The following is a 13074-nucleotide window of genomic DNA, read 5'->3' as shown; positions in this document are numbered from 1 at the left end:
GGTGAGATTGAGGGCGGCGATGAAGACCAGCATGGCGAGGGCCGTTATGAACACCGCGATCCAGAACGATGCCCGGGCCCGGCGCAGGACCAGCCAGCATTGCGGCCCGTCGCGCAGGCGCATGAAGGCAAAGAGCACCACGGCCCCAAGCCCGCCGCGCCAGACCAGCATGGTCCAAAGATCGGTATGCACCACACGGGTGAAGAAGCCGGCCGTGCTCCAGGCGAGCGCCGCCCCCAGCACCAGCAGCATGCCCAATTGGCGTTCGGTCCTGGCGCGGACCAAGACGGGGTCGAGTTCCTGGAACAGCGGCACGGACAAGGCAGTCTCCCAAAGCGGCCGCGACAATGTCGCATGGTCCTTCCCGCGATCCGAGCACGCAAAGTCCCGCAAATCCGACAAAGGGTAGCCGGATTGGGTCAGCCGAAAGGTCGCATGCACCGGGTGAGGCAGATGGCTTCGTCCATCGGCGCCGCCGCTTCGATGGCGACCAGCCAATGCGGCCCGCGGCGGATGGCCGGCAAAGCGCGGGCCCGAAGGGCCGGCAGCGCATGCTTCTGCCCATGCCAGGGACAGCGCCATTGCCGGTCGCGGCAATCGTAATGGCCCAGCGCCAGCGGCCCGCCACGATGTGGGCAGCGCCCATCAATGATGGTGGGTGTAGCGTCCGGTGGCGCCAGCAGGAAGGCGCGCGCCTCGCCGCACCAGATCTCGTTCAGCCCGACCGCAAGTTCGACGAAGCGATAGCGCGTGGACGTTTCGCCGCCCCGGCTCATAGCGGTCCCCGCCTTGCCACGAGGATGTCCTCGTAAAGCGCATCCGGCGTCGGCAGTTGTTCGACCGACGCAAACCCGGCCGCGCGCAGCAGATCGGCCAGTTCGGCGAGGTCGAAGAGATAGGAATGGCGTGTCTGCTCATGGGTCCTGCCGCCGGCCGTCACCACATTGACCCAGGTCTTGATGCGGCGCTGCCAGTCATAGCTCATGTTCCAATGCGCCTCGGCCTCTATCCCGCCGAGCTGCATGCGGCCGACGAACATCGGGTAGTAGCGGTTGCCCTTGTGATTGTTCTTCTGCAGGCCGATGAAGAAGCGGCCGCCGGGCCGCGTCACGGCGTGGAAATTACGCAATACCTCGGTCACACGGGCAAAGATCGCCGCTTCACCTGCGCGCATCTCGCCGGGCAGCCAGCTATCCATGAAGCCGATGGCGGCATCGACATTGAGGACGACGTCATAACGGCGCGCGATCCGCTGCGGCAATTCCTGCCAGCGGGCCAGGATGAGGTCAGGCCGCCAATCGCACAGCGTCGCATCCGCCGCTATGGCCGCGCGGAAGCGCGCCAGCAGATCGGCATCGGCATCGGCGCCGGTGAGATCGGTAAAGCCCATCCGGCGCAGTTCAAGCAGGGGAAAGCCGGTGCCGCAGGCGGCGTCGAGAAGGGCCACGTCACGATCGCCGATCGCCGCCGCCAGCAATGCGGCATGGGTACGGCGATAGAGCGGGGTATGCAGCAGCTGGCCGCTGATCGACCACATGTCGGCCAGGGCCGGGGCATCGCTGTCGGTCGTCACCAAGAGGCTCATGGGGCGGATCCTTTCAGGCTGGCGATGAGTGGGGCGGCGTAGCGCCGCAGCAGCGGCAGGAGATCGCACAAGGAATAGCGGTCGACATGCTCGCTCATGATCTGCGCGCGCAGCCAATAGACGCCTTGCGCCTCGCAGCCGGTGAGATAGGCGTCCGGCCCCGAGGCCAGCCGGGCGCGCAAGGTGCGATTGAGCGCATCGAGTTGCGCATGGCCGATTCCCGCTGGGCGATAGCGGAAGCAGACCATGTTGAAGACCGGCCGGCACAGGCTTTCGAAATCACCCGATGCCGTCACCTCGTCATGGAGATATCCGGCAAGGTCGCAGGCATGATCGATGCGGGCACCAAGCCCATCGGCGCCATAGGTCGAGAGAGCCGCATAGAGTCGAAACGCCGAGAAGAAGCGGGTGCAGGCCAATGTCCAGCGCAAGGGTTCATCGCCGTCGGAGATATCGTGCAGCGTCGTCGAATCAGGGATCACGTAGCTGGCCGTCTCCAGCCCGACATCGAGGCTGGCGGCGAATTCCGCCCGGTGCCGGCATAGCAGGACCGAACAAGGGGCGGCCACAAAGAACATCTTGTGCGGGTTGATGACGATGCTGTCGGCACGGTCGATTCCACGGAGCTTATGCCGTTGGCGGGCACTCAGGAGGGCAGCGCCGCCATGGGCGGCATCGACATGCAGCCAGGTTCCGGCGGCAGCGGCGAGTTCGGCCATGCGCCCGAGATCGTCGAAGGCGCCATTGGCGGTGCATCCGGCATTGGCGACGACGGCCATAGCCTTTTTGCCGGCCCGGCCGAGCGATGTGAGTTCCGTGGCGAGTGCATCCATATCCAGCGTGAGATCGGCGCGGCAGGGAATGGTGACGAGCGCCTGCGGCGGGAGGCCCAGGATGTGGCGACCGCGCGCCAGGGTGTAATGCGCCTGTTGCCCGATGAGGAGGCGAAGATCTTCCGACGCATGGCCTTCTGCCAGAACGCGGTCGCGGGCCACCAGCAAGGCGGTGAGATGTGCCTCGGCCCCGCCATTCACCATGGTGGCGACGGCATCTGCCGGATAGCCGACCAGACGCTTCATCCAATCCAGCACACGACCCTCGACCGCGACCGAATAGGGGCCGCCTTCGAACATGGTGACGGTGGGGTTGAAGGCGGCGGCGGCGAAATCGGCATAGAGACTGGCAAAGCTCGGCGCCGGACGCTGGTGGCCGAGATGCAGCGGATGGCGGTAGTCGCGCATCAGGGGCAGGAACTCGTCGAACAGGATCTGGCGCAACCGCCCTGCCCCGCCGCCCTGCCGCGGCAGATCGATGGGCAGCAGGCGCTGGATCGCGGCGCGGTCGGTGGTGGCGACGGTGATGGGTTCGGGCTGATAGAGGCGTCGGGTGAGGGTCGCCGCCGCTTCCTGCAGCAATCGTTCCGCGACCTCCGGCGGCAGCTCGAAGCGGTGGTCGCCCAGTACCGCGCGGCCGGCGCAGCTCATGCCAGCGTCCGAGCGACGTCTGGAGAGAGGATCGGCTGGTGATAGAGGCATTCCGGCGCGGTGACGATGGAACCGTGCAGCCGCCCCTGCGGGATGAAGAGATGGTCGCCGGCCTTGAGCGCCAAATTGACGCCGGCCAAGGGGAAGAAATCCATGCTGCCCGTTTCAAGGAGAAGCAGGCGGTCGTCCGGATGGATATGCGTGGTCGAACGTTCGTCGCTGACCTCACGGAAAGTTTCACCTGGGCCCGATCCGGCGCGCCACGCCGCAATGAGGCCGGCGACGCGTGGATCGTTCCGGCGCAATTGCCCGGCCCAGTTGATCTGCGCGGCAAGATCGCGATCCGCGGCCGCCTGCAGCAGGCGCAATTCCTCAAAGCCGCGCAGGATGCCGGCGATGGCACGGGACCCATAGGCAGCGATGGCCGGTTCGATGAGGCGGGTCAGCACCATGCGGCTGTGATGCCGGTCGATATGGTGATGTTCGTCGAAATAGCGCGTATCGATCGCCTTGCCGAAGATGCGGCGCAAGGCGCGGCTTTGCCGGCCGGTGACGTTGACGAGGCTCGCTTCCGTATAGAAGAGCGCGCCGAGATAGCGGAAGAAGTGCCCCTTGTTGGCGGCGAGACAATGGAAGTAGTTGACCAGCGCCAGGCTGCCCGGCTGGTAGAATTGCCAATAGGCATGCGGGCGCGGGTCGAGGCCGACGCTGGCCATGACCGTTTCAAAGAGCGAACTGTGCTTGGCAGCGTGAACGGCGGCGCCGTATTCGTCGATGAGCACGTTGAAGAGCGCGGATTGCAGCGGCCCGTAGGCGCCGGGGGAAAGGCGCGCCATGGCGGAGGCTTCGGACAGAAAGTCCGGCGCCATCTGCACCAGATAGTGCCGGGCAACTGCCTGCGGATCTTCTGCCGACAGCAGAGATGCGAGCAGCGGATCGTTTTCTTCCGGTTCGGCCGAAGCTGCCTGCTCGCGCGCGAGAAAGTCCTGGAAATAGGCCAGGGTCAGCGCCGGCGACCATTTGCCGGCAAGATCGATTTCAGCCTCGAGGCCGGCGAAGGCGAGATGTTCCAGCCGGGGCCTGGCCGCCTGGGCGCAGGCAATGGATTGCGGGCCGTAGAATGCGTCGAAGGAATCCCAGTCCGGTTCGGCGGCGTCCCTGGCCGCCGGCAGGAAGAGGAGATCGGTTTCATAAGCGTTGAAGAGCAGCCGGTGCAGGACCAGAGCGCTGTTGCTGGCGAGACGGTCTGGGCCCAGCGGCCGGTCGAGCGGGATGAAGGGGAGATCCTTGGCCCGTGTCGGGCGGCGGAAGGGATCGCCCGCGATCAGACATTCGCTGGCCCGCGCTTCCGCCTGAAAGGAAAGGCCAGCGAACAGGGTGATCGGGTCGCAAGCTGCGTCGACAAGAGAGGTCATGTGTCGCCTCCGTTTCGCATCTACAACTTAAACGATATGTATTTATATTCTACACAACCTGTATTCGAACGCCACAACCAGGCCGAGTAAAATACATCGGCGCTACATTTATTTTCGGGGTGGGAAAGGGGCCATGGAGCGCCCATAATCGTCGGCGCGTGCTGCCCCGCCGCGACCGGGCGGCAGTGAACGGATCGGCTGCAATCATGCCCCAGGCGAAAGCGCAGAAATTTTCGGCAGCGGTGCGCGAAGCCATCGACGCGCAATGGTTCGACGTCGATGCCGTGCCGGTTCCGGTCCTGGTGGTGCCGATCAACTATCCGGCCGACTGGCATATCGAACCGCATTATCACCGGAAATCGCAGCTGATCTATTGCTGCGCCGGCGTGATGACGGTGGAGACCGCCCATGGACAATGGGTGGCGCCGCCTAACCGCTGCGTCTGGGTGCCGGGCGGCACCGAACACGAAATCCGCATCAACCAGGCAGCGGCGATGCGGACACTCTATGTCGAGCCGGATATACGTGCCGGTCTGCCGCCCCTGCCCTGCTCGCTGGCCGTTTCACCCTTGCTGCGCGAGTTGATCCTGGCCGCCGTCATTTCGACCCAGGCACCGGATCCGAAGGATTTTGCGCCCGGCACGCCCAATGCCCACATCGCCGAAGTTCTGCTCGACCAGATCATCGCCATGCCGGCCAGCGAATTGCACATACCGATGCCGAGCGACCGGCGCTTGCGGCCGATCTGCGCGGCATTGACTGCCGATCCCGGCGATCGCCGCAGCCTCAAGGACTGGGCCGAGCGCGTCGGCACGTCCGACCGCACCATCGAGCGCCTGTTCATGCAGGAGACCGGCCTCACCTTCCATCGCTGGCGCGAACAGATGCGGGTGCTGAAAAGCCTCACGCTGTTGGGCTCCGGCCGCGCCGTGAAGAGCGTGGCGCTCGAGCTGGGCTTTGCCAATCCCAGCACCTTCATCACCATGTTCCGCAAGATCATGGGCGTCACCCCCGGCGCCTATCTGAAGGGCCCCATCTGAAGAGCCCCATTTGAAGAGCGGGGAATAGCGCCCTTCAGGCGGCATTCTCGCGCAGCTTTGCGGCATCCGGTTGCCCGACTGTCTCCGGCGGCAGCGTGACTGCCGGCACCTCGGGTCGTTGTGGCGCGGTGTTGTCGGGTCGGCGCGATTTCAGCACGGGGGCATCGCCGATAACGTCGAAATCGAAGCGGGTCATGGTCGGTCTCCTTGGTTGAGACCGCCTCCCCCAAATCGGCACCCGGATTATCCAATCACTGGAAAAGCAAAGGCCGCCTGGTGGAAGGCGGCCCTGATGTCTTGAAGCGAAGGTGTGAATACCTCTCAGGCCGCCGGGTTATACCAGCGGTACCAAAATCGCTGGCCGAGCGACACGGCAGCGGAGAGGGTCAGGTTCTTGCTCATGCGCGAAACTCTAGCCGGGTGGCGGCGTCCTGGCAAGAGGGGGTCGCCGGGACGACAGCGCGCTCCGGTGTCGCAGGGTCAAGCTTGCGGCAGACATCCGCGAGGGACACATGGATCAAGCCACCCGGGAGCAAGCCACCCCGGACCAAGCCACCCAGAAGAGCGGAAGCGGACAGTGCCTGTGCGGCGCCGTCCGTTACCAGGTGACGGGCAGGCTGCGCCCGGTCATTGCCTGTCATTGTTCGCAATGCCGGCGTGCCACCGGGAACTTCATGACCGCCACGGCGGCGATGAGCGGCGACCTCGCCATCGAAGGCGCCGAGAACCTCACCTGGTTCACTTCCTCCGACACGGCGCGGCGCGGCTTCTGCCGCATCTGCGGATCGAACCTGTTCTGGGAAGGGAACGGCCTGTCCTATGTCAGCATCACGGCAGGCTCGCTCGACAGCCCCACGGGGCTCACCCTGGATCGGCATATCTTCGTCGCGGACAAGGGCGACTATTACACCATTGCCGATGGCGTCCCCCAATCGCAGGCCTTTGAGGATTACGATCCGACGCCACCGCAGAACGGAAGCGCCGAATAGCGACAAGGGCGGAAAATTCGGCTAAACGGTCGCCATGCTCGACCCAGCTCTCGATAGCCTGTTTCTGCCCTTTGCCACCGGCGCCCTGTCCTGGCCGACGGAAGGCCAGATTCTGTTCCTGCGCGCGCGCATGGGCGCCGCTTTGCGCGAAAGCGGCGTGCCCCGCGAGCGCTTCATCTGCCGGCAGAGCTTTCTGCCCTTCGCCAGGGAATTGTCGCTGGGCTTCCGCGCGCCCGACGCGGGCGCCGAGACGCCGGAAGGCCCCTTCCCGCTCGTCATCAGCCTGCCGCCGCGCCAGCGCGACGAGGCGCGCTTCGTGCTCGCTGAGAGCGTCGCGCGCGCCGGTGCCGGCGGCATCGTGATGGCTGCTGCGGCCAACGGCGAAGGGGCGCGGTCGCTGGAATCGGATCTCGGTGCTCTTGCCGGCGACGTCATCTCGCTCTCCAAGAACAAATGCCGCGTCTTCTGGGCCAGGATCGACCCGGCACGGATCGACCGCGACCTGTTGCTGGCCTGGACAAGGCTGGGCGAAGCGCGGCGCTTGAGTGAGGATGCGCGCTTCCTCAGCCGGCCCGGTCTTTTTGCCTGGGACCGCATCGATGCGGGATCGGCTTTGCTGGCCAGGCACCTGCCCGCCGATCTTGCGGGGAAAGGTGCGGATCTCGGTTGCGGCTTCGGCTATCTCAGCGCCGAGATTCTGGCGCGCTGCCCGCGGGTGACGGGCATCGATCTCTACGAAGCGGAGCGCGTGGCGCTGGAACTGGCCCAAATAAACCTGCCGCCGCTGGCGCATGGCGTGGCGCTCGATTTCCTGTGGCATGACGTCACCACCGGGCTGCGCGGTTTTTATGATTTCATCGTCAGCAATCCGCCCTTTCATACGGGCAAGGCCGACCGGATCGATCTCGGCCAGGCCTTCATCATCGCCGGCGCCAAAGCACTCAGACCCGGCGGACGCATGCTGATCGTGGCCAACCAGCATCTCCCCTATGAGGCGACCTTCGCCGGGCATTTCGCCCGGCAGCGGATCGTTGCCGTTGCCGACGGATACAAGATCATCGAGGCGGAAAAATAGGAATGAAGCTGGTCAAGCACCTCGCCAATCTGGGTTATGGCAGCCGCAAGGAGATGATGGCCCTCATCCGCAATGGCCGCATCACCGATGCCGCCGGCGGCGAGCTCGATTTCGACACGAGCATCGCGCATAAGGACATCCGCTTCGACGGCAAGCCGCTCGACCCGGATGCCAGCGCCGTCATCATGCTCAACAAGCCGCTGGGCGTCACCTGCTCGACCAAGGATCCGGGCCGCATCGTCTATGACATCCTGCCGATGCGCTGGCGGTTCCGTAAACCGCCCATCTCGCCCATCGGCCGGCTGGATCGCGACACCTCCGGCCTGCTGCTCTTCACCGCCGACGGCGCCTTTCTGCACCGTGTGATCTCGCCCAAGTCGAACGTGCCGAAAATCTATGAAGTGACCCTGGCGCGGCCGCTCGAGGGCACCGAGGCCGCCGTTTTTGCGAGCGGGACAATGATGCTGGAATCGGAAACCAAGCCGCTGCTGCCGGCCGAGCTTGACGTGACCGGCGAGAAGACCGCGCGTCTGACCCTGCATGAGGGACGCTATCATCAGGTGCGGCGCATGTTCGCCGCCATCGGCAACCATGTCGAGGCACTGCACCGGTCCAGCATCGGCGCACTGACCCTGGGCGATTTGCCGGAAGGACAATGGCGCGAACTGACGGCGGAAGAGATTGCCCAGGTCATTCTGCCCTGAAGGTCAGGCGAAGGAGAGATAGTCCAGCAGGTAATGGGTGAAGCCGATCGGCCAGAGCGAGCCGGTGCGGCGGTAGCAGGCCATGGCAAGGGCGCCGTAGATTGCCGCCGCGATCATGCCGGCGGGGGCCCGCCACCAGTGAATGAGACCGAAGAGAACCGCGCTGACCAGAATGACGCGCCAGGATCCCCAGCCGAGGGCTGAAAGAGCCTGGTTGGCGAGCTTGCGGAAGATGAGCTCCTCATGGAGCGCCACCAGGCCGAGCCCCAAGGTGATGTCGATCGCATAGAGCAGGCCCTTGGGTTGCGGATAGTCCCCCAGCGGCGCCTGCGGGAACAGGGCGCCGAGATAGGCTTCGATGGGGGTGGCCTGGAACAGCAGCACGATGCCGAGCACCCAGAGGGCGGCTTCGAGCGTGCCGACCTTGAGATCATCCTTCTGCTTCAGGCACCAGCGCCCGGCCGGCAGGACGAAGAGGACACCGATGGCCATGAACCGGCCGGCATAGTCAGCCAGAAGCCAGGGCAGCGCCTGATCCTGTGCCAGACGGTAAAGCTGGGTCGGCAACATGGCGAGAATGGCCAGAAGGACACAGAGCAGCAGCCGCTGCGACCGGGGAACCGGATCGGTCCGCAGCTGCTGCCCTGTGATCAACGCCTCGATATCCGTCATGGCTGGCACCCCATGGCCACATCATGTGTCCGCCCCAAAACGCCAGCATGCCAGCTGGCGGTCGGGGCGGACTGTGACGGCCATCACATTCCAGCGGCGTTGGGGGGCATCGGCTGGAATAATTTCAGGGCTGCGGCACGGACGGAATACAGAGGAACGGGGCAGCAGCGGCATGACAAGCGCCGCCGCCCCGGACCGGCATGCGGATCTCAGCTGTAAAAGTAGGGATCCAGCACGCGGACTTCGGAAATCTTGTCGACCGGCAGATTGGTCTTGCCGGCCACCCGGCGAATGGCCTCCGGATTGGGACCGTCATAGATGCAATAGGATTTCTTCTTGTCGGTGCTGACATAGGAATGCACCCAGGTCACGCCATCGGCGAGATTCGTATCGACCACCTTGAGGCAGGCCTTGGCGCCCTCGTCATTGATCGGCACGACGAGACCGGCGGCGAATTCACGTTCAACGACATAGCGAGGCATGTCAATTCTCCTGATCTGGTTTCCGGGCACGGGACCTGCCGGCAGAGCGCAGCCTATGGCCCGGGCCACGCCCTCACATCGGGAGATTTCCCTATTTTGTCCTCATCCTTCCCAGGGTCGCTTGAGCATTTCGAACTCGATGTCGGCACGGGTCAGGCCGATATCCTTCAGCATATGGTTGCTGAGCCGGCCGAGGCGACGGCGCTGGCGGCTGCGTTCGAGCCAGAACAGGAGCCGGTCGATCGTGTCGGCCAGCATTTTCTTGCGCACAGCCGGCATTTCGGCGGCGGGCAAATAGCGCTTGCTCATGACGGGTCCTGCCATGATCAAAGCTCCCGCTCATAGAAGACCAGCCAGTCGCGCATTTCCGCCGGCATGGCGTAATAGGGTTCGATGCGGTTGAAGCCGCAGCTCTCATAGAGGCGGATCGCTTCCGCCTGGCGCTTGCTGGTGTCGAGCCGCATGGTGCGGTAGCCGACCTCGCGCGCCTGCGCCATGACGCGCATGGCCAGCGCCCGGCCGATGCCGAGGCCCCGAAAGGCGTCGCCGACGAACATCCGCTTCATTTCACAAATTCCAAGACCGAGATTGCGCAAGGCGACGCAGCCCGCCGGCTGGCCGCGGTGATAGGCGACAAGAAGTGCGCCATGCGGCGGCGCATAGACGCCCGGCAATTCGTCCAATTCGCGGTTGAAGGTCGCGGCATCGAAATAGCGGTTGATGAGGGCGAGATCCTGGTGGTGCCGCGAGCGGTGCCACGCCACGAAGTCGCGCATCAATCCGCGCACATGATCCAGTTCGGTGTCGGTCGTCGCGCGGACGATGTCGGCACTCATATTGAAGGCCGCCGGATTTGGCTCGGCCTTGATGGCATTGTTCATATCAGGTCCTTGAAGAGCTATCGGAGCCTGAAACCTAGGTGTGCCGGCATCCAGGCACATCGGGAGGATTCCCTATTTTTTCCCCATGGCAACCTTCGCCACCTCGAATGTGGGTGCAAGACCCAGCCGGTTGGCCATGGCCGCCGCCTCGCCGCGCGAGCGCACGCCGAGCTTCGCCAGAATCGAGGAGACATGATGATCGACGGTCTTTTCCGAGACGAACAGGCGCCTTGCGATATCGGCGTTCCGGCAACCTTCGGTGAGCTGCGAGAGAACGCCGAGCTCGCGCGTGGTGAGGCCGTGCGGGTTCTGGCGGTTGCGTTCCTGCACCCCGCGCGAGATGCCGCGGATGCCACCGGCCCGAAGCTTGCGGCGCAGGATGCCGGCAAGCGGTGCGGCGCCCAGTCGGTCGCAGATCTGCAAGGCCGCGCGCAAATCCTGTTCGTCTTCGCTGTCGGCCAGGGCCATGGCGCATTGATAGTCGCAGCCGAAAGCCCGCCAGGCGGCGGCGGCCTTGTGCCGGGCGCCGGCAATCTGGTCGACGAAAGGGCCGGCGCAGCCATCGACGTTGCGGATCATGGGATTGCAGCGCCAGCGCCAGAAGGCAAGCTCGCCATCCATCCAGGGTTCCGGCTGCTGGGCGGCAAGATCCGCGGTCCAGGCGAGCTCGTCCGCCATGGCGGCGATGTCACCCTGCAGCCAGGCGGCCTCGGCGCGCGCTATGGTGACGAGGCCGAGGCGCTGCATCTCGCCGGTCGGAAGTGCCAGGCTGCGCGCTTCATCGAGCAGCTGCGCCACGCCTTCCTCGCCGCGACGCGCGCGGATCAGTCCGAGGACGATCAGCGCCGGTATCTTGCTGATCGGCGCCGTGCGCGGATGGCGGACCACGGCTTCGGCATCGGCCACCGCCTCGGCCCAGTTGCCCAGTTCCATTTCCATGCGTGCGCGCAGGACGGTCATATACCGGCCCCAGGCATCGAGATCGTATTTTTCGCAGAAGGAAATGCCGTCATCGAGATAGCTGCGCGCCATCTTGAATTCACGCATGCCAACGGCGCGGGTGGCAAGGTTGGTGTAGGCGCGCGCCGCCTGTTCGCGGAAACCCCCGTCAAGCGCCAGGGCGAGACTCTGTTTGAGTTCACTTTGCCCGCTGAGGTCGCTTTTGGTCAGTTTGGCCGTGCCCACATTGTTGAGGGCGTGGCTGAGGATTTCCATCTCGTTGAGTGCGGTCGCAAGCTTGATCGCCTTGGCGCCCCATTCCAACGCCAAAGCGGTGCGATTGGAGAGCATGTAGAGCTGCGCGCAATTGCTGTAGGCCATGGCGAGCTCGGGGCCAGGCGGCAGCGGTTCAAGCAAGGCGATGGCTTCGCGGGCATATTGCTCTGCCTCGGCCTTCTGGCCGTTGAACCAGGAGAGGCGCGACAGCCAGCGCAGGTTATCGCCCTCGCGTAAGCGCTCGCCGACCTGGCGCCACAGTGTCAGCGCTGCCTTGCGCGCGGCGATCGCGTCCGGCGCGCGGTCGATCACATAGCATTCATAAGAGAACTTCTCGTGCAGCTGGGCATGTTCGGCCGGCGGCAATTGCGCCGCATAGCGCAAGGCCGTCTCGTAATGGGCGGCGGCTTCCCGATGCGCGCTGAGGCGTGCTGCACTTTCCGCCGCCAGCGGCGCCAGCCGCAGGACGGCGGCGCGGTCCTGCGCCCGGTCGGCATGATGCACTAGGCGCGCCGCCACCACTTCCTCCGCCGCATGGTTTTCCAGGGCGTAGAGGATGCAGGCATGAAGATCGCGCTGGCGCGGCAGCGGCACATTCTGCTCGACCGCGCGCCGGGCCAGTTCGTGGCGGAAAGCGACCGGCCCTTCCGGCAAGACGACCATGCCGACCGCGAGGCATTCCTCAATGGCGGCGCTGTTGTCGCCGACGGTGCGGTCGAGCAGCCAGCGTTCGGCCTTGCCGGGAATCAGAGAAACGATGTCGGCGAGCGACCGCGATTCCGGCGAGAGGCGGGCAAGGCGCGCCATGACCGCATCGCGCACGGTGGCCGGCACCTTGTCGTCGCTGACCGCCAGGGCCTCGGTAACGAAGAAGGGATTGCCGCCGGTCGCTTCATGAAGGCCGGCTGCCGAACGCCCGGCGGAGGCCGCAAGCCAGGCCACGGCTTCGGCGCTCAAGGGCGCCAGTTCCAGACGCCGCACATTGGCCGGCGGCAGATCGCCGATGACCGCACGCAAGGGATGCTTGTCGCCGACCTCGTCATCGCGATAGCTGACGATGAGCAGGATGCCGAGTGTCGCCAGGCGCCGGCCGAGGAACTTGATAAGGTCCAGCGTCGCCTCGTCGGCCCAATGCACGTCTTCAAAGACGAGGATGGTGGGAAGGGAACTGCGCGTCAGTTCCTCAATGGTAAGGTTGAAGACCATCTCGCGCCGGCCGGCGGCTTCGAGCGCCGCTGGAAAGGCGCCGCCGATCTGCCGCGCCACGTCATAAAGTGGCGCCAGTGGATGCGGCGTGAACAGGGCTTCGCACCCGCCCCAGAGAATGCGGAACAACCGGCCCGCCTTGCACAAGGAGAGGTCGCCCGATTGATCATTCGTGAATTGCTGCAGCAAGGACGTCTTGCCGATCCCCGCCTCGCCCCGCAGCAGGACGATCCGTCCCGCGCCATTGGCGGCTTCGCAGGCCCAGGTGACCAGTGACGTCAGATGTGACTCGCGCTCAAGCAGACTCATGATCTTCATTGTCTCCC

General features: G+C 65.0%; 15 protein-coding genes. 4 read left to right on the top strand and 11 right to left on the bottom strand.

Going from position 1 to position 13074, the window contains the following annotated elements:
- The 5 genes from ACE3OA_RS19310 to ACE3OA_RS19290 all read right to left on the bottom strand — a co-directional run.
- A partial coding sequence (locus tag ACE3OA_RS19310) for an EamA family transporter (RefSeq protein ID WP_374313821.1) occupies positions 1-315 on the bottom strand: 315 nt, incomplete at its 3' end.
- A gap of 104 nt (positions 316-419) precedes the next feature.
- Positions 420-776 (bottom strand): Rieske 2Fe-2S domain-containing protein, encoded by a 357-nt coding sequence (locus ACE3OA_RS19305; protein ID WP_374313815.1) that lies wholly within the window; start codon positions 774-776, stop codon positions 420-422.
- Positions 773-1585, bottom strand: a complete 813-nt coding sequence (locus tag ACE3OA_RS19300) for a class I SAM-dependent methyltransferase (protein WP_374313813.1) — start codon at positions 1583-1585, stop codon at positions 773-775. The genes ACE3OA_RS19305 and ACE3OA_RS19300 overlap by 4 nt, the downstream gene beginning before the upstream one ends.
- Positions 1582-3069: an aspartate aminotransferase family protein gene (locus ACE3OA_RS19295; protein WP_374313811.1), complete on the bottom strand. Its 1488-nt coding sequence runs from the start codon at positions 3067-3069 to the stop codon at positions 1582-1584. Before ACE3OA_RS19295 ends, ACE3OA_RS19300 begins: the two co-directional genes overlap by 4 nt.
- Positions 3066-4484 carry an iron-containing redox enzyme family protein gene (locus ACE3OA_RS19290; RefSeq protein ID WP_374313809.1) on the bottom strand — a complete coding sequence of 473 codons (1419 nt, stop codon included), beginning with the start codon at positions 4482-4484 and terminating at the stop codon, positions 3066-3068. The genes ACE3OA_RS19295 and ACE3OA_RS19290 overlap by 4 nt, the downstream gene beginning before the upstream one ends.
- Positions 4485-4690: 206 nt before the next feature.
- On the opposite strand from ACE3OA_RS19290, the gene ACE3OA_RS19285 reads away from it, so the two are divergent.
- Positions 4691-5524 (top strand): helix-turn-helix domain-containing protein, encoded by an 834-nt coding sequence (locus ACE3OA_RS19285; protein ID WP_374313806.1) that lies wholly within the window; start codon positions 4691-4693, stop codon positions 5522-5524.
- A gap of 34 nt (positions 5525-5558) precedes the next feature.
- Here ACE3OA_RS19285 and ACE3OA_RS19280 read toward each other — a convergent pair whose 3' ends face one another.
- A complete protein-coding gene (locus ACE3OA_RS19280; RefSeq protein WP_374313804.1) occupies positions 5559-5720 on the bottom strand; it encodes a hypothetical protein in 162 nt (53 codons plus the stop codon).
- Between the two features lie 316 nt (positions 5721-6036).
- On the opposite strand from ACE3OA_RS19280, the gene ACE3OA_RS19275 reads away from it, so the two are divergent.
- Genes ACE3OA_RS19275 through ACE3OA_RS19265 form a run of 3 tightly spaced genes read left to right on the top strand, consistent with a single transcriptional unit; the run spans position 6037 to position 8292 of the window.
- Complete coding sequence (locus tag ACE3OA_RS19275) at positions 6037-6513, top strand: GFA family protein (RefSeq protein ID WP_374313802.1); 477 nt, start codon at positions 6037-6039, stop codon at positions 6511-6513.
- A 34-nt stretch (positions 6514-6547) separates the two neighbouring features.
- Entirely contained in the window at positions 6548-7588 is a 1041-nt protein-coding gene (locus tag ACE3OA_RS19270) for a class I SAM-dependent methyltransferase (RefSeq protein ID WP_374313800.1), read from the top strand.
- Between the two features lie 2 nt (positions 7589-7590).
- Positions 7591-8292 carry a pseudouridine synthase gene (locus ACE3OA_RS19265; protein ID WP_374313798.1) on the top strand — a complete coding sequence of 234 codons (702 nt, stop codon included), beginning with the start codon at positions 7591-7593 and terminating at the stop codon, positions 8290-8292.
- Positions 8293-8295: 3 nt separating this feature from the next.
- Here ACE3OA_RS19265 and ACE3OA_RS19260 read toward each other — a convergent pair whose 3' ends face one another.
- The 5 genes from ACE3OA_RS19260 to ACE3OA_RS19240 all read right to left on the bottom strand — a co-directional run bounded on the left by ACE3OA_RS19260 (position 8296) and on the right by ACE3OA_RS19240 (position 13057).
- Positions 8296-8964: a CPBP family intramembrane glutamic endopeptidase gene (locus ACE3OA_RS19260; protein ID WP_374313796.1), complete on the bottom strand. Its 669-nt coding sequence runs from the start codon at positions 8962-8964 to the stop codon at positions 8296-8298.
- Positions 8965-9173: 209 nt separating this feature from the next.
- Positions 9174-9446, bottom strand: coding sequence for a DUF4242 domain-containing protein (locus tag ACE3OA_RS19255; RefSeq protein WP_374313794.1), 273 nt, complete (start codon positions 9444-9446; stop codon positions 9174-9176).
- A 102-nt stretch (positions 9447-9548) separates the two neighbouring features.
- A complete protein-coding gene (locus tag ACE3OA_RS19250; protein WP_374313791.1) occupies positions 9549-9755 on the bottom strand; it encodes a DUF1127 domain-containing protein in 207 nt (68 codons plus the stop codon).
- Between the two features lie 17 nt (positions 9756-9772).
- A complete protein-coding gene (locus tag ACE3OA_RS19245; protein ID WP_374313789.1) occupies positions 9773-10327 on the bottom strand; it encodes a GNAT family N-acetyltransferase in 555 nt (184 codons plus the stop codon).
- 72 nt (positions 10328-10399) lie between these two features.
- Positions 10400-13057, bottom strand: coding sequence for an AAA family ATPase (locus tag ACE3OA_RS19240; RefSeq protein ID WP_374313787.1), 2658 nt, complete (start codon positions 13055-13057; stop codon positions 10400-10402).
- Positions 13058-13074: the final 17 nt, after the last annotated feature.

This window comes from Dongia sp., assembly GCF_041906375.1.
Lineage (GTDB): Bacteria > Pseudomonadota > Alphaproteobacteria > Dongiales > Dongiaceae > Dongia.
The sequence above is the reverse complement of the archived record's forward strand: the minus strand, read 5'-3'. Positions and strand labels throughout refer to the sequence as shown.